At 57.2% G+C, this 18,196-nt stretch carries 16 protein-coding genes; 11 read left to right on the top strand and 5 right to left on the bottom strand.

All coding sequences use genetic code 11. The features are described 5' to 3' along the window. The coding region (locus ATY75_RS30765) for a formyltransferase family protein (RefSeq protein ID WP_280950563.1) at positions 1-272 on the top strand (272 nt) is incomplete at its 5' end. Between the two features lie 335 nt (positions 273-607). Here the strand turns inward: ATY75_RS30765 and gabD are convergent. Both gabD and ATY75_RS30755 read right to left on the bottom strand, forming a co-directional pair. Next, positions 608-2,056 carry an NADP-dependent succinate-semialdehyde dehydrogenase gene (gene gabD, locus ATY75_RS30760; RefSeq protein ID WP_088940373.1) on the bottom strand — a complete coding sequence of 483 codons (1,449 nt, stop codon included), beginning with the start codon at positions 2,054-2,056 and terminating at the stop codon, positions 608-610. A gap of 33 nt (positions 2,057-2,089) precedes the next feature. Beyond that, the gene (locus ATY75_RS30755; protein WP_088940372.1) at positions 2,090-3,142 is read right to left on the bottom strand and encodes a tartrate dehydrogenase; all 1,053 of its coding nucleotides are present in this window, start codon (positions 3,140-3,142) and stop codon (positions 2,090-2,092) included. A 422-nt stretch (positions 3,143-3,564) separates the two neighbouring features. Here ATY75_RS30755 and ATY75_RS30750 point away from each other — a divergent pair, with 422 nt between their 5' ends. From ATY75_RS30750 to ATY75_RS30705, 10 genes are all read left to right on the top strand, one after another. Then, positions 3,565-4,467 (top strand): LysR substrate-binding domain-containing protein, encoded by a 903-nt coding sequence (locus ATY75_RS30750; protein ID WP_049732719.1) that lies wholly within the window; start codon positions 3,565-3,567, stop codon positions 4,465-4,467. Between the two features lie 152 nt (positions 4,468-4,619). Next, positions 4,620-6,065, top strand: a complete 1,446-nt coding sequence (locus ATY75_RS30745) for a gamma-aminobutyraldehyde dehydrogenase (RefSeq protein WP_202799477.1) — start codon at positions 4,620-4,622, stop codon at positions 6,063-6,065. Between the two features lie 244 nt (positions 6,066-6,309). Further along, the gene (locus tag ATY75_RS30740) at positions 6,310-7,371 is read left to right on the top strand and encodes a phosphotransferase (RefSeq protein WP_190241457.1); all 1,062 of its coding nucleotides are present in this window, start codon (positions 6,310-6,312) and stop codon (positions 7,369-7,371) included. Further along, positions 7,368-8,714, top strand: coding sequence for an aspartate aminotransferase family protein (locus ATY75_RS30735; RefSeq protein WP_088940370.1), 1,347 nt, complete (start codon positions 7,368-7,370; stop codon positions 8,712-8,714). Before ATY75_RS30740 ends, ATY75_RS30735 begins: the two co-directional genes overlap by 4 nt. A gap of 56 nt (positions 8,715-8,770) precedes the next feature. Beyond that, positions 8,771-9,808 carry an ABC transporter ATP-binding protein gene (locus tag ATY75_RS30730; RefSeq protein WP_088940369.1) on the top strand — a complete coding sequence of 346 codons (1,038 nt, stop codon included), beginning with the start codon at positions 8,771-8,773 and terminating at the stop codon, positions 9,806-9,808. A gap of 58 nt (positions 9,809-9,866) precedes the next feature. After that, the gene (locus ATY75_RS30725) at positions 9,867-11,321 is read left to right on the top strand and encodes a sugar ABC transporter substrate-binding protein (RefSeq protein ID WP_245317661.1); all 1,455 of its coding nucleotides are present in this window, start codon (positions 9,867-9,869) and stop codon (positions 11,319-11,321) included. A gap of 59 nt (positions 11,322-11,380) precedes the next feature. Beyond that, a complete protein-coding gene (locus tag ATY75_RS30720) occupies positions 11,381-12,241 on the top strand; it encodes a carbohydrate ABC transporter permease (protein ID WP_049732711.1) in 861 nt (286 codons plus the stop codon). Continuing rightward, positions 12,238-13,200: a sugar ABC transporter permease gene (locus ATY75_RS30715; protein ID WP_049732710.1), complete on the top strand. Its 963-nt coding sequence runs from the start codon at positions 12,238-12,240 to the stop codon at positions 13,198-13,200. Before ATY75_RS30720 ends, ATY75_RS30715 begins: the two co-directional genes overlap by 4 nt. Positions 13,201-13,250: 50 nt before the next feature. After that, on the top strand, positions 13,251-13,685 hold the full coding sequence (locus tag ATY75_RS30710; RefSeq protein ID WP_049732709.1) for a hypothetical protein: 435 nt from the start codon (positions 13,251-13,253) through the stop codon (positions 13,683-13,685). Between the two features lie 105 nt (positions 13,686-13,790). After that, positions 13,791-15,524 carry an NAD(P)/FAD-dependent oxidoreductase gene (locus tag ATY75_RS30705; RefSeq protein ID WP_088940367.1) on the top strand — a complete coding sequence of 578 codons (1,734 nt, stop codon included), beginning with the start codon at positions 13,791-13,793 and terminating at the stop codon, positions 15,522-15,524. A 314-nt stretch (positions 15,525-15,838) separates the two neighbouring features. Here ATY75_RS30705 and ATY75_RS30700 read toward each other — a convergent pair whose 3' ends face one another. From ATY75_RS30700 to ATY75_RS30690, 3 genes are all read right to left on the bottom strand, one after another. Then, the gene (locus ATY75_RS30700) at positions 15,839-16,660 is read right to left on the bottom strand and encodes an oxidoreductase (RefSeq protein WP_088940366.1); all 822 of its coding nucleotides are present in this window, start codon (positions 16,658-16,660) and stop codon (positions 15,839-15,841) included. A gap of 291 nt (positions 16,661-16,951) precedes the next feature. Further along, the gene (locus ATY75_RS30695; RefSeq protein WP_088940365.1) at positions 16,952-17,698 is read right to left on the bottom strand and encodes an NAD(P)-binding domain-containing protein; all 747 of its coding nucleotides are present in this window, start codon (positions 17,696-17,698) and stop codon (positions 16,952-16,954) included. Positions 17,699-17,732: 34 nt separating this feature from the next. After that, the gene (locus ATY75_RS30690) at positions 17,733-18,176 is read right to left on the bottom strand and encodes a MarR family transcriptional regulator (RefSeq protein WP_088940364.1); all 444 of its coding nucleotides are present in this window, start codon (positions 18,174-18,176) and stop codon (positions 17,733-17,735) included. Positions 18,177-18,196: the final 20 nt, after the last annotated feature.

The raw sequence follows: 18,196 nt of genomic DNA, 5'->3' as shown, positions 1-18,196 counted from the left end.
AGGCCTATGGCCGCGGCGTCAAACTGATCGGCGCCACCGCCCATTACGTCACCGCCGACCTCGACGAAGGCCCGATCATCGAGCAGGATACGGCTCGCATCACCCATGCCCAGTCGCCCGACGACTACGTCTCGATCGGTCGCGACGTCGAAAGCCAGGTGCTGGCCCGCGCCATCCACGCCCATATCCATCACCGCACCTTCATCAACGGCAATAGAACCGTGGTCTTCCCGGCCAGCCCGGGAAGCTACGCCTCCGAACGCATGGGTTGAGCGCCGCCTTGGGACACATCAGCAACAACTGAGGCCAGCATCAAGTTATTCCTCACCGCCGGCCAGCGAGCTTAATGCAAAGCGTGTTTCGCCAGTTGCTCCGGCGCACTGCGGCTTTTCGCGCCAGCACGCCGGCGAGCCGATGACGTTTTGGAAGTTTGGGCAAGCCTTTGACTAATGTAGTGTCAGCCAGCAACACGGCAGTAAGGACATGGCGGCGCAGTCCGACGGCCTAAAATCTGGATCTTGTTTCAGCCGCCCCGCTCGGCGCGGATCGCTGCCTCGCTTGAAGTGTTGAATACCACCACCTGCCAGCGAGGCCACCACCAAGATCATCAAACCGACAAACAGACATACTTAAGTTCGAGAAACTCCTCCATGCCATATCGTGAACCTTCCCGACCAAGGCCGGATGATTTCACACCACCAAAAGGTGCTTCCGCCGTCGAGATGAGACCTGTATTAACGCCAATCATGCCATACTCAAGCGCTTCAGCGACGCGAAATACACGCGAAAGATCCCGCGCATAAAAGTAGGAGGCTAGGCCAAATTCCGTGTAATTTGCTTGGCGAATGACATCGTCTTCATCAGTGAAGCGGAAAAGTGGCGCGACCGGCCCGAACGTCTCTTCGTGCGCAAGCTTCATGTCACTGGTTACGTCTGCGAGCACTGTTGGTTGGAAGAAATTCCCGCCCTTCTGGTGCCGGGCACCACCCAGCACAACCCGCGCACCCTTCGCCCGAGCATCCGAGATATGTTCCTCGACCTTGTTAACGGCCGCACTGTCGATCAGCGGGCCGAGCGCCACATCCGGCTCCATGCCGTTACCGACCCGCAGCTTCAATATCGCCTGGCAAAGCCGTTCTGCATAGGCCTCAAAAACTCCGTCCTGCACATAGATGCGGTTAGCGCAGACGCATGTCTGGCCATTGTTGCGGAATTTAGACACGATCGTACCCTCGACTGCTGCATCCAGGTCAGCATCATCGAATACGATGAAGGGCGCATTTCCCCCAAGCTCCAGCCCCATCTTTTTGATCGTCGAGGCGCTTTGGCGCATCAGTTCCGCGCCGATCTCAGTTGATCCGGTAAACGTCACCTTGCGGACGATTGGGTTCGACGTCATTTCGCCCCCAATCTCCCGTGCCGCGCCGGTTACAACGCTGAAAAGCTCTGGAGGAATACCCGCGCGCTGGGCAAGGACCGCGAGCGCAATCGCGGAGAACGGCGTCTGCGCTGCAGGTTTCAAAACGATTCCGCATCCTGCACCCAAGGCCGGCCCGGCCTTTCGGGTAATCATCGCGTTTGGGAAATTCCATGGCGTGATGGCCGCCACAACGCCAATCGGTTGCTTCATCACCAGGATGCGCTTGTCCGGCTGGTGCCCCGGAATGATGTCGCCATATACGCGACGAGTCTCTTCGGCGAACCACTCTACGAAACTAGCGCCGTAGACGATCTCACCCTTTGCCTCGGTCAAAGGTTTGCCCTGTTCGAGTGTAAGAATTTCGGCGAGATCGTCTTTGTTCTCAATCATGAGTTCGAACCAGCGCCGCAAGAGGCCAGAACGTTCTTTCGCCGTGCGGGCAGCCCATGCTGGCATCGCCAATTGTGCGGCTTCGATTGCTTTTCGCGTTTCGATCGCTCCAAGTTTCGGAACGCGGCCGAGAAGGCGGCCGTCAGCCGGATTGACCACGTCGACCGAAGGACCGTCGCCGACTTCGATCCATTGCCCGGCAACCGGGGCGGCTTGTCTGAACAGGGTCTTATCTTTGAGAGCCATGGCCTCTATCCTTTGCAGAAAGTGTCTGTGCGCCTAGCGCGCAATTTCAAGAAGAATTTCATCTGTAATGCGACGAGTGCCGTAGCTGGAGCCTGATGACCCAGCACCAATTCCACGCGCGCAAACGCGGCCGACGGCATCTGAAATTTTGGTCGCGAGTTCCGTCTGGCCCAAGTGCTCGAACATCATTGCTGCCGACCATATCGCGGCGATCGGGTTTGCCACGTCCTTGCCTGCGATGTCCGGTGCTGAACCGTGGACCGGCTCGAACATGGACGGCGAGCGGCCGGTCGGGTCGATATTTGCAGAGGCTGCAAATCCGAGTCCTCCCTGAATCGCCGCGCCGATATCGGACAAGATGTCGCCGAACAAGTTGGACGCAACAACGACATCCAATGTTTCCGGGAACATGACCATGCGGGCGGCAATTGCATCAACGTGATAGCTGCGGACCTCGACGTCCGGATACTCCGCGGAAAGCTGCCTTGTTACGTCGTCCCAAAACACCATCGAGTGGCGTTGCGCGTTGGACTTTGTTACCGAAGCAAGCTGCCTCCTGCGCTTACGCGCCATTTCAAAGCCGTATCGGAGAATCCGCTCCACACCGTGACGGGTGAAAACGCTGGTCTCAACTGCGATCTCTTCCGCCGTACCACGGTGCACCCTGCCGCCAGCGCCAGAATACTCCCCTTCCGTATTTTCGCGGATGCAAAGGATATCGATATTCTCGGCACGAAGAGGTCCAGTCACGCCAGGAAGCAGCTTGTGCGGACGGACATTCGCATAGAGGTCGAACTCTTTCCTGATACGAAGTAGAAGCTCATGCAGAGAAATGTCGTCGGATACCTTCGCCGGCCATCCGATCGCTCCAAGCAAGATCGCATCAAAGGTTCGGAGCGTTTCGATCCCGTCCGCCGGCATCATCGCTCCAGTTTCAAGATAGTGATCGCAAGACCACGGAAATGTCGTTGCGGAAAGATTGACGTCGCAAGCTGCCGCAGCGGCAAGTGAAACTTCCCAGGCTGCCGCAGTCACCTCGACGCCTATGCCGTCTCCGGGGATGATTGCGATTTTGAGGTCCACCATACTCTCCGTCCGTGCTTCGAGGAATTTCGATTGAACCATGCAACGCCGGATGCATGGAATTCGGTTCGTTGTGCAGGCTTCTCAAGGTCTCATGCCGTCATTCGACCCGAAGAGTTTACCGGTAATTGGCTCGCTCCCGAGTCTGACATACCGACCTGCCGGTTATCCGACATTCAATCTCCCGCTTAGCCAACCGATCCATCTCAGTTCCCAAGCGCGAGCCGGGCCCGATTGAAAGAAGCGGCCTCTCAAACGATGGCGTAGCGTGGGATGACGGCAATGAGTGTAAAATCGAACTCAGCGGGAGGAGAAGTATCTTTTGCCGTTGCCGAGATATCGATTATACCGATACGTTGTTCCGGCCGCGATTAGCGCAGAGATAAAGGCGCATGCAAAAGCGCTCTGACAAGTGGGAACAGCTTATGTATTTTACGCTAAGGCAGGTCCAGTATTTTGTGCTGACGGCAGAACTCGGCACCATATCTGGTGCCGCTACTGCTGCGCGAATCTCGCAGTCCGCGCTTACCGAAAGCATCCGGCAACTTGAAGAGCAGGTCGGAAGCGCGCTATTTTCCCGTCACGCCCGGGGGATCGCATTGACGTATGAGGGGCATCGGTTCCTGCGGCACGCCAAACTCATCATTTCCACGGTTAAAGATGCCGAGGACGCCTTCACAGCTAAAATAGACAACGTATCGGGAACCCTTCGCCTGGGCGTGACGAACCTGGTCGCAGGCTATTTTCTCTCCGACATTCTGGCTCGGTTCCGGCGCGTTTTTCCTGAAGTATCTGTAGAAGTGGTCGAGGACCAGCGAAGATATATTGAACATCTCCTCATCAGTGGCGAACTGCAGCTTGCGCTCATGGTTGTGTCCAATATCGAAGAGCAGTTCGCCCTATCGGTCGATTCACTCGTGCGATCGAGATTCAGAGTCTGGGTGTCGCCAAAGAATGGCCTCGCCGACAAGAGCCGTGTCAAATCATCCGATCTGCGCGATCAAAAGCTTATCTTGCTGGCAAATGATGACTTGCTGGAGTCAATCTCCGGTTGGCTGCAAGGCGAGGACCTTATGGATCGGGTCTTTCTCAGAACAACTTCGGTGGAGGCAGTCCGAAGCCTTGTCGGCACAGAGACAGGCGTGGCCATCATGCCCGACCTCGCCTTCCGCCCCTACACCCTCGAAGGCGACCGTCTTGAGGCTCGCCCGGTCGAAGGCCTCTCTATTACGTTGGACGTCGGCCTGGTGTGGCGGCAGGGGTCGCCGGATACCGACCAAGCCGAGATTTTCAAGACCGTCGCCCGTGACTACCATGCGAAACGGTAGCCGAGCGACATATCGATAAAACCGATACGTCATCGCAAGCATTTCGAATTTTCCCTTCCGGTTCTTCCGCGACACACTGTTGACGATTGGATTGCGGCACCACGGCGTGGTGTCTGCGGATCGCCCATCAGTCAGGGAGACATTTAATGGATATGGTTATCACTCCGGCGTTTTCGACGAAGCTGCTCATCAACGGCGAGCTTGTCGAGGGAACTGGCGGCGACGAGAAAATCTTGAACCCGGCTACAGGCTCGACTCTCGTTGCCGTCAAGGAAGCGAGCCGCGATCAGGTAAATGCCGCAGTGGCAGCTGCGCAATCCGCCTTCAAGACTTGGTCGCTGACCACGCCCCGGCAGCGCTCCGAACTTCTTTTGGAAGTCGTTGAGCACCTCAAGCAGAACATCGAAACTTACGCTCGCCTCGAATCCCTCAATTGCGGCAAGCCGTATCTGGGCATGCTGAATGGCGAAATGCCCGCCATCATAGATGCCATTCGTTTCTTCGCCGGCGCGTGCCGAGTGCTGAATGGCAGCGCTGCAGGTGAATACGTCGAAAATCATACGTCCATTATTCGCCGCGACCCGGTCGGCGTGGTGGGCTCAGTGGCTCCGTGGAACTTCCCGCTGATGATGGCCGCCTGGAAGGTCTTTGCACCGATTTCGGTCGGCAACACCGTTGTTGTAAAGCCGTCCGAACAGACTCCCCTCACGCTCCTTCGCCTTTGCGAATTCCTGGCAACTCTTTTGCCGAGAGGCGTCGTCAACGTCGTCACCGGTCGTGGAGAGTCCGTCGGATCCACGCTTGTTTCGCACCCCGGCGTCGCGATGGTCTCCCTGACAGGCGATGTCACGACAGGTCAGAAGGTGCTGCAATCTGCTGTGCCGACATTGAAGCGCACGCACCTTGAACTTGGAGGGAAAGCGCCGGTCATCATATTCAACGACGCCGATCTGGATGCCGCTGTCGAAACAATTCGGATGGCAGGCTTCGAAAATGCCGGCCAGGATTGTTGCGCGGCCTGCCTCGTCTACGTCCAGTCCGGTGTCTACGAAAAGCTTGTCGAGAAGCTAAACGCCGCAATCAAAAGCATCCGCAGCGGTGCGCCCGAGCACGAACAGACTGAACTCGGCCCACTCATCAGCCAGCGTCAGCGAGACCGCGTCGAGAGCTTCGTTCAGCGCGCGCGCACCTCGAAGCATATTGAAGTTCTGACCGGCGGCAAGCCGGCCTCGGGGGACGGCTTCTACTACGAGCCGACTCTCGTTGTCGGCGCAAATGTTCAGGACGAAATCGTCCGTCGCGAGGTCTTCGGGCCGGTCGTCGCGGTATCCCGTTTCGAAACCGCCGAAGAAGTTATCGATTGGTCGAACGAGAGCCATTACGGCTTGGCATCATCCGTGTGGTCGTCAAACGCCACCACAGCGCTCAAAGTGGCGGCTCGCCTGCGCTACGGTACGGTCTGGGTAAACCAGCACTTCACGCTCTTGAGTGAAATGCCACACGGTGGGCTGAGACATTCCGGCTACGGCAAAGACCAGTCCATTTACAGCCTCGAGGATTATACCTCGATCCGCCACGTAATGTTCAACTTCTCGTAGAGAAACAATCGGAGCCACGGCGATGGTTCAACATGAGTGGCAGGCGGCGACAATGACCATCACTCCGCTCAACGGGGCTGACGGGACTATGCAAACCGTCTCCCATGTCGGCTCAAGGTCGCCGTGGTCCCGGCCACAAGCAGGTGCGCAGGCAGTCCCGCGTGCAATTGTCGGAATGGGCTGGAGATCTTCGTCCAGTCACAAACCACTCCCGCCCCGTAGTAAGAGCGCAGAGGAGCCCACAATGTCTGAAGAAGACCTCCTCGAGAGGTTTGACGGAGGTGGAGATAGCCACTCTCAGGTCGAGACGCATGAAGTCGCGCGCACTCTCAAACAATATTGGGGGATCCGCGGAAGCCTCAGAAGCCTGGTAGCAGAGCGTGACGAGATCCTGGAGGTTACCACCGATGATAATCGCCGTTACGTCTTAAAGATCTACGGCGCGTCTGAATCGCCATCCTTGGCCGATTTGCGCGCTCAGGCTTGCGTTCACATTGCAGAAAGTGATCCCGCTCTGCCGGTGCCGGAAATTATCCGTACCGATGGCGCTCTGCAGGCGGTGGCGACGATGAAAGCCGGCGAGGATCGTGTAGTCCAGCTGATGACCTTTCTCGACGGCATACCGCAGGTTAGCACTCTCAAAAGCAGCCGGCAGGCATTCGAGATCGGGAAGGCACTTGCAAGAACGGCGAGGGCGCTTGCCCACTTCGAACACCCTGCCGATCGGAGAAACCTCGTCTGGGATCTCGCAAATGCGGCGAACGTCCGACCGCTCCTCCCAGCGATTAGCTCTGGCCGTTGGCAAATGCCTCATCGGATCTTGCAGCGTTTTGAGGATCGCACCCTCTCGATGCTGAGCGATCTTCCCTCGCAAGTGATCCATAACGACTTCAACGGACACAATCTTCTGATGGATCCGTCCGATCCAACAAGGATCACCGGCATCATCGACTTCGGCGATGTGACGAGAAGCCAGCGGATCAACGATGTCGCTATCGCGGCCTGCTATCAGTTGCGTTTTGATGAGTCCGGCCTTTCCGGAGCACTCGACGTGGCGCGAGGCTACAATTCCGTCACCACCTTGAATCCGCATGAGATCGCGATCCTCCCTGACCTCATTCTCACCAGACTCGCGATGGCGGTCGCCATTACGGAATTCCGTGCAACCCGTCTTCCAGAGCGTGCAAGCCAGATCCTGAAGAATACCGGCTACGCATGGCGCGCCCTTTCGCACCTAACGGACCTCGACAAAAACTGGGCAGTCGATCGGTTCTTCGCTGCCTGTGACAAGGAGACTTCCTCATGACCAAGCCGTTGATGATCAATGCGTTCGACCCCAATGCGGTCGACGGGCTAGACGCTGAGACGATGCAGCTGATCGAGCGGCGCAAGAAGGTCCTTGGACCATCCTACAAGCTCTTTTACGAAACGCCGGTCCACGCCGTTTCGGCCGAGGGGGTATGGATCACCGATGGCCGCGGACAGCGTTATCTGGATGTCTACAACAATGTGCCCTCTGTCGGCCACTGCCATCCTAGAGTGGTTGAGGCCGTCTCCCGGCAGATGGCCGTGCTTAACACCCATACGCGTTACCTGAACGATGTCGTCTTGAGTTACGCGGAAAAACTGCTGGGACATTTCCCGCCTGAACTCTCGAATGCCATGTTTACCTGCACGGGCAGCGAATCCTCCGATCTCGCCTTGCGCATCGCCAAAACCTACACCGGCGGGATTGGCATTGTCGTGACCGAAAACGCCTATCACGGCATCACGGAGCAGATAGCGCGAATGTCTCCGTCTCTGGGCAGTGGCGTTCCGCTCTGGCCCCATGTCAGGACCGTGCCGGCGCCGGATGCATACCGCCTCGGACACGAGAACGTTGCCGAGACCTTTGCCACCTCCATCAAGGAAGCTTTCGAAGATCTGTCTCGCCACGGGTTCAAGCCAGCCGCGTTTGTGGCAGACATGATCTTCTCATCCGACGGCATCTTCGCCGATCCGGCGGGCTTCCTGAAACCTGCTCTCGACGCTGTGCATGCTGCAGGCGCCCTGTTCATTGCCGATGAAGTCCAGCCGGGATTCGGGCGGACAGGTCCGATGTGGGGATTTGCACGCCATGGGATCGTGCCCGACCTGGTCCTGATGGGTAAACCGATGGGTAACGGGCTGCCGATCGGCGGCGTGGTGGCTCGGCCTGAAGTTCTTGGCGAGTTTGCAACCACCGCCCGCTACTTCAATACATTTGGCGGAAACCCCGTCTGCTGCGCCGCCGCTCACGCCACGCTTTGCGTAATCGAGGACGAGGGACTTGCCGAGAATTCCGTGAAGGTCGGTAATTACCTGCAGCAGGGGCTTCGCGAACTCACGACCGGCCTGGCGGCGGCAGGAGATATCCGTGGTGCGGGTCTTTTTGTGGGGCTGGACTTTGTCAAGGATCCCGAGACCAAGGAGCCAGACGGCGATCTCGGCCTGTTCGTTGTAAACGCGCTGCGCGACAGGAACATCCTGATCAGTGCAAGCGGCATCGAGGGCAACGTTTTGAAGATCCGCCCGCCTCTGCCGTTCTCGACCGAACATGCTGACATCTTCCTGGAGGCATTTCAGGACGTCATTCGCAGCACCGAATTCCGGCGGAACGCAGCGGCCTAACAATCGGGCGCCTTTCAAAAGGCGCTCACCGTTCAACAGATACTTGAGGGCATGACATGAGCTTCGTTCAAATCAGCAACGTCACAAAGTCCTTCGGCCATTACGCCGCTGTGAAGGGAATCAGTCTCGACGTGGCCGACGGCGAGTTTCTTGTTTTGCTGGGCCCATCGGGTTGTGGCAAATCGACATTGATGCGGATGATTGCCGGCATCGAAACCGTTACGACTGGAGCCATTAGAATTGATGGCAAGGATGTCACGGACCTGTCACCAAAGGACAGAAACGTCGCAATGGTTTTCCAAACCTATGCGCTTTATCCGCATCTCACCGTTCGTGCCAACATCGAGTTTCCATTGCGAAAGATGAAAATCGACCGCAAGCGGATCGAGGAGCGCACACTTTGGGCCGCTCGCATGTTCAGGATCGAGCAGCATCTTGACCGCAAACCGAAGCAACTTTCGGGAGGCGAGCGTCAGCGCGTTGCCTTGGCACGAGCCCTGGTGCGCAGTCCGTCCGTGTTCATGATGGATGAACCGCTGTCCAACCTCGATGCGAAGCTACGGGCAACCGCCCGGCAGGAAATTCAGCAATTCCAGGCGGAAACGAAGGCAACGACGATCTACGTGACACATGACCAGGTCGAAGCCATGTCGCTCGGGCATCGGATCGCGGTCCTGTCGGACGGCATAGTGCGCCAAGTGGGCACGCCGGATGAAATCTATAATCGTCCGGCCGATACATTCGTCGCAACTTTTGTCGGCTCACCCGCCATGAACATCGTTCCGCGCGGCAATGTCCTTGAAGGCTTTCGTCCTGAACAGCTTCTTCATCCTGGGCTGGTTGGCGAAAAGGTTGCGACCAGGGAAGTCAATATCATTGTCCGGCGGGTAGAGAAACTCGGCTCCACTCAACTCGTCTACGGCACGCTGGATGGGGCCGATAACGTGCAAATCGTGGCCGACGTGCCCGCCATGGCGGGCGGCAAGTTCGTGATCGGGGAGCTGCAGGCATTTCGGGTGCCACTTCGAGAAATTCATTCGTTCGACAAGTCGACCGGAAAACGCCTGGAGTCGAGTGCTGCCGCCGCAGCCTGACCAACCGGGGAACGGTCATTAGGAACGGTACCTCATTCGCGCGACTGGGGCGCGGCTTATGGTGGTGTTGGGCACGCATTCGGTCCCCGTGGACAGCATCACGTCTAGAAGCGAAAGACGGATCGATCACTCAGAATCGAAAAACGATAGGGGAATAATCATGACAGATACACCTCGTTTCACAGTTCCGCATATATCGCGTCGGTTTCTTCTGCAATCGAGCGCGATCGCGCTCGGTGCCGCCGCGTTGCCGTCAGGCTTGCTGGCACAGGGCAAGACGGTCGTCACTCATTCGAACTGGCGTTCGACCGAAATGCCGGATATTTTCCTGAAGGTTTTCGATGATTATCGCAAAGCCAATCCGGATGTCGATCTCCAGGTCGAAGAGATCGGCTTTATCGAATACATCAAGAAAATGGAGCTTTCGGGCCAAGCTGGTGCGTTGCCGGACACGTTCGAACTCTGGGTACCCACACAGCTTGCTCGCTTTGTCGAGGAAGGCTGGATCGCTCCGCTCGACGAATTGATCGATGCAGACAAAGCGGCCGGCAACGATATCCTTGGCGCCTACGAGCCGTGGGCAGACAAGGGCTACAAGGGTTCGACCTACGTCCTTCCCTCGCTCGGCCTCACCAACGTTCTTCTCTGGAACAGGACGGCATTCAAGGCAGCCGGCCTTCCGGACCGCGCTCCCGAGACCATCGACGAGATGCTCGAATTCGCAAAGAAACTGAACAAGCCACCGGAAATGTATGGCCTCGGTCTCGATGGTAACGGCCCTGAGCTTTGGCTTGCTCTCGCCTGGATGTTCTACGCGAATGAAACCCGCATCGGCCGTGTCGGCGGAGACTTTCAGATCAACAAGCCAAAAGCGGTCGAAACTGTTCAGTTCATCGTGGATCTTGTGAACAAGCACGGCGTCGTGCCGTCATTCACGACAACCGACTTCGAGAAGCTGAGGAGTTCGTTTGCAGCCGGGCGTGTCGCCATGATGCCGGACTGGAATGGTGTCCCGGCGGTGATCGAGGGGTTGAAGCCAACGTTCGAATGGGCCATTTCGCCGCTGCCCAAGGGCAAGACTACCGGGGCGATGCTGATGGGCGGTGACAGCACCTATGCTATCAGCGCCAACTCGAAAAACAAGAAAGCCGCCTGGGAGTTTATCAAGGTGCTCGCAGGCCATGACACCCAGCAGGCGATCGCTGACAAGTGGCCTTTCCTTATCACCCGGAAGGAAATCTGGGACGAGGTCCAGAAGGGCACTTTAGGCACATCCGACTCGCTGAAGGTCGCCTTGGAGCAGTCGCAGCGCCCCAACGCCTACGATACCTACAGCGAGATGCCGCCACAGCTGTTGCAGGCAGTGGACATTTTCCGAACCGAACTTCATGGCGTCGTTGCCAACGAGCAGACCGCTCAGGAGGGAATGGACAAGGTGGCCGCGCAATGGGCCGACCTTTACCAGCAATGGGACGAGAGCTACGGCGAGCTCGGAGACCGCTACACCCGATAGCCAAGCGCGAAGGCAGTGTGCGGCCAATGGGCCGCGCACCAATCTGAAAGGAGTGCGCCATGACCTTCGATAGCCTTGCACCGCGGGAAAGAGCTTCCGCCGTCCGCCGCCTGATACGTGGCAACTATCACACCTACATCATACTGGGGCTTTTGCTCGGTGTAATGCTGCTGCCGATCGCCTACATGATCATCATCGCGATCACGCCGGCAGATCTGCTCTTCAAGCAGATTATTCCCGAGCGAGTGACCTTTCAGAACCTCCTGAAGGTGTTCTCGACCGAGGAACTGGTATTGCCGTTCCGAAACTCTGTCGGGATCTCCGCTCTCACGGCGTTTTTCACGATCGTTTTGGCGGCGCCGGCTGCATATGGCATGTCACGTTATCGAGTGGGACTATCGGGAACCCTTATCGTCCTGCTGTTATTCACCCAGGTCATCCCGGTTGAGATTCTGGTCCTGAGTTACTTCCCGTTCCTAAAATCCAGCGGTCTTATTGACACCTGGACCGGGCTGATTTTCCTAGACACCACGCTGACCGTGCCGTTCTGCACCCTTATCTTGAAATCAATGTTCGACGGGGTACCCGAAGACATCGAGCAGGCAGCCCGAATTGACGGATGCACGTCTCTGGAATGCTTTTTCCGGATCACGCTTCCGCTTAGTTGGGGTGGCATTCTGGCAGCGTTCATCTTCGCGTTCTTGATGGCGTGGCAGGAATTCCTCTACGGGCTGACATTCACCGCCTCGCTTGATGCGCGCCCAATTACAGTCGCACTCAATCTCCTGATTGGTCACTACACGATCAGCTGGGAAGTGCTGATGGCTGCAAGCTTCCTGTCGGCATTTCCCCTGCTTGTCGTTTTTGCACTGTTCCAAGGTGTCTTCATCAAGGGGATGGTTGCGGGAGGTGTGAAATGATCATCGAACAACAGTCTCAAGCAACTCTGGTTCCCGTCAGTGCGAACCGCGTGAAGCTCGCAAGGACCTACCGGCGAGAGTGGGCTTTCTTTGTCGGTCCCACATTCCTGTTTCTGATTATAACCGGCATATTTCCGCTGGTGGCGAGCATCTACACGGGTTTCTTTCAGACGCGACGCGGGGAGCAGCATTTCGTCGGCTTTACCCACTACAAATGGGCGCTGCACGATGACGTGTTCTGGACCTCGACGCTCAATAGCTTCATCTTTACCGGTGGCACGGTCATAGGGCATTTGTTGATCGGCTTGACCTTTGCGCTTCTATTGAACTCAGCCAAAAGCATGCAGTCCTTTTGGCGGGGGCTGCAGTTCATTCCCTGGCTATTCCCCCCCGCGGCTGTGTCAATCCTTTGGATCCTGATCTATCAGGATCAATTCGGGCTCTTGAATTCCCTGTTTCGCGACATCGGCCTCGCCAGCTGGGCATTTGACTGGCTTGGGCAACCGTCTTCGGCACTGGCGGCTGTGACGATCGCCAGTATTTGGAATTGGTATCCCTTCCTGACGCTGATCTTGTTGGCTGCTCTGCAGAACGTACCCGACGATCTCTATGAGGCGATGGACGTCGACGGAGGGAGCGCTTGGGACAAATTCCGACTTGTCACACTTCCCCATCTCGCTCCGGTGATGCTGACGGCCTGCTTGCTCGACTTCTTCTGGACGTTCCGGTTCTTCGACATGACGTGGATCATGACGAAGGGCGGTCCCGGGCGGTCTTCGGAGGTGCTTGCGACCTATCTCTACAAGCTGGCATTCCAGGAATATCGCTTCGATCGAGCTGCAGCTGTTGGTGGCCTCATTCTTCTGATGATGGCTGTTCTCACGGGGCTTTACCTGGTCGCTTACCGATATGTCGAAAATCTGTCGGGGCGCCAAAGAGCCGCGCCGCACGCGAGCTAGGTGAACACCTCCCACTCGCAAGACATTCAAATTGTGAAAGGAAACATCAAATGCGCATGAAAACGATGCTGATCGTTTTTTCTGGAAAAGGAGAGCAGATTGGCCATGCACAGGGATTCGTCTCGTCAGCGGCCGACGGCGTTATCGCAACGTCCGATATGGCAGGTATCGGTCAAGACGGCCAGCTCTCAAATCCCTGCGGGAAGGCGCGCTTCGAGACCGTAGTGATGGCAAGAAATGGCCGAACCGTAGAGGCTGGCCGGGTCTTTTTCCCCGAGATCGACAGCTACCTTGACGTGTTTACTCCAGAAACGGGCATGGTGCTCCCGGCGGACGAGGGAAAGGAGATCGGCTCGATCACCTGGCACATCAAGGAAGGCGGCGGCGAGTTCGAAGGCGCGACCGGCGTCGTAACCGGTAATTTTATAGGTTACCCGGACGGCACTTTCGTCGACCACCAAGTCTACCGTGTACTTTTGCCTTGAAAGCAGGGAGCCGGCCTCACCTTGATCAAAGTGCCTGCGCGGTAGTGACCAAGAAATGGATGAATCTGATCGGCTTGAGTGCCTTTATGGAAGGAACCGCTTGATATGAATACCGGATCCGTAACTGGGGTGAAGACGGACGCCATCGTGATTGGCGCAGGTCACAATGGGCTTGTTTGTGCAAATTATCTCGCAAGAGAAGGTCTTCGCGTCCTTGTTGTCGAGGCGCGCGACGTGATTGGCGGCGCCTGCGTCAGCGAGGAACTCGTCCCCGGCGGGACGTTCTCTTCCTGCTCCTACATCCAAATGATGCTGCGACGCGAAGTCGTCGAGGACCTGGAATTGAAGAAATTCGGTCTGGTCTCGGTCGCACCCGAGATGCTGGAGATGGGTCTGTGGGAAGATGGCGACCATGTGATGCTTTGGCGCGATATCGATCGCACGCTGAAGTCGATCGAAAAGCACAACACTCGCGACGGCGCAAATTTCATGCGCTTTGGAACCAGACTCAGGCGTTTTGGCGAGTTAACCGGCGCGCTTTTGATGAGTGATCCGCCTTCTGTCGAGGAACTTCGCGAGGTTTTCGAGCAGGCCGGCGAAACTGAACTGTTCAACGAGTTCGTCCTAATTTCTGCAGAGGATTTGCTTTCGCGATATTTCGAAAGCGACCGTCTTCGCGGCTTTATGATGTTCATGGGGATGGTTTCGACCTGGGGCGGCCCACGAACACCCGGGACGGCCTATGTCTACGGCTACCACGCTCAGGGCGAGTTCGAAGGCAATTATGGTCAGTACGGCCTTCCGCAAGGTGGAATGGGCATGATTTCGAATGCGCTTGCCAAGGGGCTTGAAGCGCATGGCGGTTCCGTCAGAACCGGCTCCCCCGTTCGCAAGGTAATCGTTCGAGAAGGCAAGGCAGCTGGTGTGGAACTGATGTCTGGCGAATTGATCGAGGCAGATCTGGTCATTTCCAACGCAGATCCCAAGCGCTCGCTGGAAGGCTTTCTTGATGCAGGCGTTTTGTCTCCCCCGATTGAAAAGAAGGCATCGGAGATCGACGTTCGTGGCTCGATGGCCCGTATTCATCTTCTCGTCGACACGTTGCCCGATTATGTGGGTTTCGCGCCAGGCAAGACGGGACCGCAACACCAGGGTCTCGTCATCATGGGAGCGAGCCCAGCCCTTTACGAAAAGGCCTGGGAGGCACAAAAAAGGGGCAGCTTCCCGGACGATTTCGTGATCGAAGCACTGATACCTTCCGTTACACATCCCGGCTTGGTCGAAACGCCCGGACATCACACGATATCGCTCGGCGTGCAGCAATTGCCATTTGATCTCGCAGAGGGCAACTGGGATAGTCGGAAAGACGAATGGGCCGACAAGGTTCTCGAGGTCTACTTCCGTTACGCGCCCAATCTTCGCGGCAGAATTCTTGGGCGTCATATCATCACGCCGCGCGATCTTGAGCAGGTCTACAATATCACCGGCGGCAACATATTCCATTCCTCGATGGTCGGCACCGAGAATAACTTTGACAAACGTCCGATCGAGGAAGCCGCACACTATCGCACGCCGGTGGAAGGATATTATCTCTGTGGTTCGGGCAGTCATCCTGGCGGCGGCGTCTCTGGTGCACCGGGACATAATGCTGCAAAACGCATCATAGCTGACAGCCAGGGGCGCTACGACGAGCGCCTTATCCGCGAGGATGCCGTCATGCGCAGCTCGACATTGGCAAATCTGGTGATGAGCACGAGCGTTGGTCGCAAGTTCGGTTATTCGGTTGCCCGAAGTTCGATTTTTCGAAAACTAACGGAGCGTATGAACAAGACGAAATAGCCGAAAAGCAAGTCAAACGATCAGGGCTTGATAATGCATTCCGATGAGGCTGGAAGGCTATTTCAATCAGAGATCAGATAGTCTCATTCTAGCGCAGCGATGCGGCCTGTGGGGCGGGCATCTTTCCGCCAGGATGAGAGGAGGTCGGCTCCACCCTGACGAAAATCTGCTCCGGCAGAATGCTTCAATCTGACCAGAAGAGGCTTTAGTCTAAAGCATGTCGCGCGAAAGTGTGCCGCGGTTTTGCGGCAACGACATGCGTGAAAACAAAGAGCTAAAGCGCGTCGCATGAATCAAGTTTGACGTGACGCGCTTTAGGACGCAGGACGCTTTCCGAAGCCGAACGTCTTGCGCAGGCTGCTGTCGACCGCGTTTGCCGGCATAAACCTGCGCAGCCGGCTTAGAAGCGTCGCCTGGCCGCCGGCCGGTTGACGCATTTTGTATGGGCCGTTGATTGCCGCCAATATCTTCTCCGCGACTTTTACGGGCGACGGCGCGGTTTTGATCTGGGCTTGTACCGCCTTGATGGTCGCGTCCGCCTGCGCTGCGTAGACTCCCAAGGGCGCCTCGGTCTGTGCCGCGTTTACATCGAGCTTGGTGTTGGTGAAGGTCGGTTCAACCAGCACGACGCGCACGTTGAACTCGCGAACCTCATGATCCAGCGACTCCGACAATCCTTCGAGCGCATGCTTGCTGCTGGCATATATTCCCATGAACGGTGCCGGCAGGAAGCCGAGGACCGAGCTGATATTGATGATCAGCCCGCTGCGAGCGGCGCGCATGGAAGGCAAGGCAGCGCGGATCATGCGCAAAGGGCCGAAAACATTCGCATCGAATACCGTGTGCGCTTCGGAAGTCGACGTGTTCTCGACAGGGCCGACCAGCGAAACGCCGGCATTGTTGACCAGGATGTCGATCTTGCCTGCCTCGGACAAAACCCATTGAACAAAATTGGAGACCGAAGCGTCATCGGTCACGTCGACAGTTCCATAGCGCACGCCGGGAATGGCATTGACACGCGCGGGGTTGCGTACGCCCCCAAAGACCTGGAAGCCGTGTTGTACGAGAAGGCCGGCTGACGCTTCACCTATTCCGGAGGATGCTCCGGTGATAACGACAACTCTGTTTGTGGACATGCATGCTCCTTGGCTTTTGGCGCGAGTGGCTGATGACGTGCTTCGATAGAAGGTCGGAACTTTTCACCCCGTCGCCAAAGGACAGCTTTTCAGAACCTGGCACCAAAGCACGTAAGATTTCAATCGACATCTATAATCGCTTTAGATGTCAATCGAAATATAAAATCAAGCACTTTTTGCTTTTGCGGCGATTTTTTCCGATGATCGCGCCTCCAAAACGCGCCGGGGCATGGCGCTGAGCTCGAAGGCCCGCCAACGTTGCGGCGGGGAGCAGCATGAGCCTCACGGCTTTCAGGATTTCGGAGCGGCAGTCCCCGCTCGGTTTCGAGCGACCATGTCGTCATGGGTCAGGCTCGTGCCTGCCGCGAAGAATTCCTGGATCAGGGCGTCGCGATTATCCGCTGCGCGGGATCGATCCGCCGATTGCAGTGCCTCTTTCAGCTCATTTGCTGCAAGCTCGGTGCAATAGGCGGGGGTGCCGGGCTGCTGACGCCAGGACGCTGCCAGCCCTCCAGCATCCAGCGCATCGAAACCGATGGCCTCGACCAGCTCTATGGCAATCGCCTTTGCTTCCGGAACATCGCCTGCAACCGGAATGGCGATGCGTCCATCCGCGCCCTCGGGCTGGCGCTTCGCCGCCAGCGTCGCCGCCAATACGGCGTTCCAAGCCTTGACAACGGGTCTGCCGATTTGACTGCCGACCCAAACGCTTTCGGGCATGCCGCCATCGACGTCGGCGATCGCACCGTCGCGAAACGGATAATAGTTTGACGTATCGATCACCACGACGCCGTCAGGCACATCATCGAAGAGCCCGGCGAGATCGCGATAGTTTGCGAACGGGATCGAAAGTACGACCACCTCGACACCCCGGACGGCCTCTTCCTTCGAAACGGCAGCCGCTCCGATATCACCGGCAAGCGCGCGGATGGTGTCGGGACCCTTCGAATTGGCAAGTTTGACCTGATGGCCGCCGGCGGCGAGTTTTCTCGCCAGAGTCGCGCCGATATTTCCGGCGCCGATGATTCCGATCTTCATGGGATGTCCTTTCTCTGATGTGGAAGTAGACCGTTCAATCGCAAGCGGGGCGAGCGAATGCGTGCAGCGTGTCGCGCAGATCGGCCAGCCCCTCATCCGTCAGCTGGCAGGCGGTTTTGATCTTGTCGGTGACGGCCCAAAGCGCCTCGCGCAGGAATTCACCGGCCTCGGTCAGGTGGATGAGCACCCGCCGTTCGTCGTTACGATCGCGCGTCCGGGTCACCATGCCGGCCAATTCCAGGCGCTTCAGCAGCGGCGTGATCGTTCCGGTGTCCATGTCAAGCTTCAAACCCAGCTCTCCAACGGCGCGGGGCGTACCGCCGTAAAGTTCCAGTATCACCAGATATTGCGGGAATGTCAGGCCGAGCGGCTGCAAAAAGGGCTTGTGAAGGCGCGCCATCCGATTGGCTGCGCCATAGAGCGCAAACGAAAGTTGGGTGCCGACCGCCCGGCGGGATGGGATCTCGTTGTTTGACATGGCTTCATCTAGTGTGCTTT

Source organism: Rhizobium sp. N122, assembly GCF_002211295.1.
In the GTDB taxonomy this organism is placed as follows: Bacteria; Pseudomonadota; Alphaproteobacteria; order Rhizobiales; family Rhizobiaceae; genus Rhizobium.
The sequence above is the reverse complement of the archived record's forward strand: the minus strand, read 5'-3'. Positions and strand labels throughout refer to the sequence as shown.

Bases quoted from the DNA above. Each gene is read 5' to 3' on its own strand.
- ATY75_RS30710 (WP_049732709.1), top strand. From the start codon at position 13,251: ATGCGCATGAAAACGATGCTGATCGTTTTTTCTGGAAAAGGAGAGCAG.
- ATY75_RS30700 (WP_088940366.1), bottom strand. From the start codon at position 16,660: ATGTCCACAAACAGAGTTGTCGTTATCACCGGAGCATCCTCCGGAATA.
- ATY75_RS30715 (WP_049732710.1), top strand. From the start codon at position 12,238: ATGATCATCGAACAACAGTCTCAAGCAACTCTGGTTCCCGTCAGTGCG.
- ATY75_RS30705 (WP_088940367.1), top strand. From the start codon at position 13,791: ATGAATACCGGATCCGTAACTGGGGTGAAGACGGACGCCATCGTGATT.
- ATY75_RS30755 (WP_088940372.1), bottom strand. From the start codon at position 3,142: ATGGTGGACCTCAAAATCGCAATCATCCCCGGAGACGGCATAGGCGTC.
- ATY75_RS30740 (WP_190241457.1), top strand. From the start codon at position 6,310: ATGTCTGAAGAAGACCTCCTCGAGAGGTTTGACGGAGGTGGAGATAGC.
- ATY75_RS30690 (WP_088940364.1), bottom strand. From the start codon at position 18,176: ATGTCAAACAACGAGATCCCATCCCGCCGGGCGGTCGGCACCCAACTT.
- ATY75_RS30695 (WP_088940365.1), bottom strand. From the start codon at position 17,698: ATGAAGATCGGAATCATCGGCGCCGGAAATATCGGCGCGACTCTGGCG.
- ATY75_RS30725 (WP_245317661.1), top strand. From the start codon at position 9,867: ATGGTGGTGTTGGGCACGCATTCGGTCCCCGTGGACAGCATCACGTCT.
- ATY75_RS30750 (WP_049732719.1), top strand. From the start codon at position 3,565: ATGTATTTTACGCTAAGGCAGGTCCAGTATTTTGTGCTGACGGCAGAA.
- ATY75_RS30735 (WP_088940370.1), top strand. From the start codon at position 7,368: ATGACCAAGCCGTTGATGATCAATGCGTTCGACCCCAATGCGGTCGAC.
- ATY75_RS30730 (WP_088940369.1), top strand. From the start codon at position 8,771: ATGAGCTTCGTTCAAATCAGCAACGTCACAAAGTCCTTCGGCCATTAC.
- gabD (WP_088940373.1), bottom strand. From the start codon at position 2,056: ATGGCTCTCAAAGATAAGACCCTGTTCAGACAAGCCGCCCCGGTTGCC.
- ATY75_RS30720 (WP_049732711.1), top strand. From the start codon at position 11,381: ATGACCTTCGATAGCCTTGCACCGCGGGAAAGAGCTTCCGCCGTCCGC.
- ATY75_RS30745 (WP_202799477.1), top strand. From the start codon at position 4,620: ATGGTTATCACTCCGGCGTTTTCGACGAAGCTGCTCATCAACGGCGAG.